At 64.6% G+C, this 2,602-nt stretch carries 3 protein-coding genes and 1 pseudogene; 1 reads left to right on the top strand and 3 read right to left on the bottom strand.

The window, feature by feature from the left end; translation table 11 throughout:
* The 3 genes and pseudogenes from AC1D1P_RS20495 to AC1D1P_RS20505 form a co-directional block, all read right to left on the bottom strand.
* Positions 1-199 (bottom strand): annotated as a pseudogene (locus AC1D1P_RS20495) (carotenoid 1,2-hydratase); the annotation flags it as partial.
* A gap of 17 nt (positions 200-216) precedes the next feature.
* Positions 217-1,296: a PLP-dependent cysteine synthase family protein gene (locus tag AC1D1P_RS20500; RefSeq protein WP_477674228.1), complete on the bottom strand. Its 1,080-nt coding sequence runs from the start codon at positions 1,294-1,296 to the stop codon at positions 217-219.
* A 71-nt stretch (positions 1,297-1,367) separates the two neighbouring features.
* Positions 1,368-1,703 (bottom strand): DUF1127 domain-containing protein, encoded by a 336-nt coding sequence (locus AC1D1P_RS20505; RefSeq protein ID WP_477671166.1) that lies wholly within the window; start codon positions 1,701-1,703, stop codon positions 1,368-1,370.
* On the opposite strand from AC1D1P_RS20505, the gene AC1D1P_RS20510 reads away from it, so the two are divergent.
* Positions 1,702-2,595, top strand: a complete 894-nt coding sequence (locus AC1D1P_RS20510) for a LysR family transcriptional regulator (RefSeq protein ID WP_477671165.1) — start codon at positions 1,702-1,704, stop codon at positions 2,593-2,595. The two genes, AC1D1P_RS20505 and AC1D1P_RS20510, sit on opposite strands and share 2 nt — an antisense overlap.
* The last annotated feature ends 7 nt before the right edge of the window (positions 2,596-2,602 follow it).

Consider the following 2,602-nt stretch of genomic DNA (forward strand, 5'->3'; position numbering starts at 1 on the left):
CCGCAGCGCTGGCCGTGGCCTGGCCGGTGATGTACCACCACTCGGTGCGAAAGSCGGGATGGGCACCGCGGTCGCGTGGGAACGCCAGTGTTTTGGCCGGCAGGGCGTGGGCTTCCAGGCCAGCCAGGCTCGCCAGGCCGGCCGCGCCTCCCAGCAACAGCTGGCGTCTTGGCAAACCGGCGGGCAGGGGCGGGCGCATGCAGGCTCCGGGGTTCTTCAGGCCGGCACCGGCCGCATCAAGCGGTTGATCTGCTCGTTCGCTGCCGTGCAGTCCCCCATTTTTTCAGCGACCCAGCTGGCGTTGTAGTACGTGGGCAGGTAACGCTCGCCGGAGTCGCACAGCAGCGACAGGATAGAGCCCTGTTCTCCGCGCGCCAGCATTTCATGCGCCAGTGTGAGCATGCCCACCAGGTTGGTGCCGGTCGAAGGCCCGACCCTGCGGCCCAGCAGCTGCGACAAGGCCTGCATGGCGRCCAGCGAGTCCACGTCGGCCACTTCCACCATGCGGTCTATCACCGTGCGGATAAAGCTGGCTTCCACGCGCGGGCGGCCAATGCCTTCAATGCGCGAGCCTGCGCCGGTGAGGCCGGCATCGCCGGTGCGGTGATAGGCGCTGAAAACAGACCCCATCGGGTCAGCCACGCACAGCTGGCTGCCGTGACGCTGGTAGCGCACGTAGCGCCCGATGGTGGCGCTGGTGCCACCCGTGCCGGCGCCCACCACAATCCAGCGTGGCACCGGGTGCCGCTCGCGGGCMATCTGGCTGAACATGCTTTCGGCGATGTTGTTGTTGCCGCGCCAGTCGGTGGCGCGTTCGGCATAGGTGAACTGGTCCATGTAGTGTCCGCCGGTCTCGAGCGCCACCTTGCGCGCTTCGTCGTACACCTGCACCGCGCTTTCCACCCAGTGGCAGCGCCCGCCATAGAACTCAATCTGCGCCACCTTCTCGGGCGAGGTGCTGCGCGGCATCACCGCGACAAAGGGCAGGCCCAGCAGCCGCGCGAAGTAGGCTTCGCTGACTGCGGTGGAGCCACTGGACGCTTCAACGACAGTGGAGTTCTCGTGGATCAACCCGTTGCACAGCGCATACAAAAACAGCGAACGTGCCAGCCGGTGCTTGAGGCTACCGGTGGGATGGGTGGATTCGTCCTTGAGGTAAAAATCAATGCCGCGCGCAGCGAACTCCGGCAGCGGCAGCGGAATCAGGTGCGTGTCGGCGCTGCGCAGGTAGTCGGCCTCAATGCGGGCGATGGCGGCGCTGAGCCAGGAGCTGCTGGAAGTCTGGAGGGAAGTCATTGCCTGATTCTCGCAGCAAGACCTGTTGGCGTAAAACGTCTTTTACCGGCTTGCCGGCCGGCGCAGGGGCTTCAGCGCCATTCCCAGTGGCGGGGCCCAAGGTCATTCATCAGGCCGGGAATTTCACTGCGGCCAATGCCGATGTCATTGAGCTGGTGGTCGTTCATCAGCCGCAGCTCATTCAGGTTCCGTCGCCTCTGCGCGTTTTTGCGCAGGGCGGCCAGAAACCTTTGGCCCAGCTCTGTGACTGGAAAGCTGGGCAGGGCTCCCGGAAAAATTCTCATTGTCTTCGTCAGCATTTCGCGCACTCCTGGTAGGAAGTGCCCTATGGTGCTGAAAATCATGATATTGTGGAAGTTGAATTTTCTGATCGAAATTATCAGGATTACTGATAGATACACTTCCATGCGCGAACTGAACCTAGACCAATTAAGAACGCTGGTGGCCATTACCGACCTGGGCACCTTTTCTGCCGCAGCGCAGGGCCTGCACCTGGCGCAGCCCACCGTGAGCCTGCATGTGAGCGAGCTTGAAAGCCGTTTGGGCACGCCGCTGGTGGTGCGCGGCGGTCGGCGCGTTGAGCCCACACCGGCAGGCGCCGTGCTGGTTGAGCGGGCCCGCCGCCTGCTGCGCGACGCCGACGATGCGGTCGATGCGGTGAAGCGCCACGTCGAGGGCCGCACAGGCCGGGTCCGGCTGGGCACCACCACCGGCGTGCTGGTGTACTTTTTGCCGCAGGTGCTCAAGGCCATGGAGCAAGCCCACCCCGACATCGATGTCGAGGTCAGTATTCTTGGTTCCGCCGACACGCTGCAGCGATTGCTGGACGGCACGCTCGATGTCGGCCTGGTCGCCACACCGCCGCCTGCGCAGCGCGGCATGGTGATCACCCACTGGCGCAGCGACCCGATGATGGCGTTTGTACCCAAGCGCTGGAAGGCACCCAAACATGCCACGCCCGCATGGCTGGCCACCCGCCCGCTGATCTTCAACGAAACCCCGACCCACATGTACCGCATGACCATGGCCTGGTTTGCCGACGCGGGCTTCACGCCGCGCGCACGCATTGAGCTCAACTACTCAGAGGCCATCAAGAGCCTGGTGGCCGCCGGTTACGGCGCTGCGGTGCTGCCGAGGGAACAGTCGCTGGAAGAATCCAACGTGCGGCATGACGTGCAGCTGGTGCCGCTCAAGCCCGCACTGACTCGCCACACGGCCATGGTCCACAGGCCGCTCGATACGCTCGACGGCGCCACCCGCAACCTGCTCAAGACACTGGCGAGTTTTCGGCAGGCCTGAGCAGGGG

The organism is Polaromonas sp. P1_E1_2 (assembly GCF_056406035.1).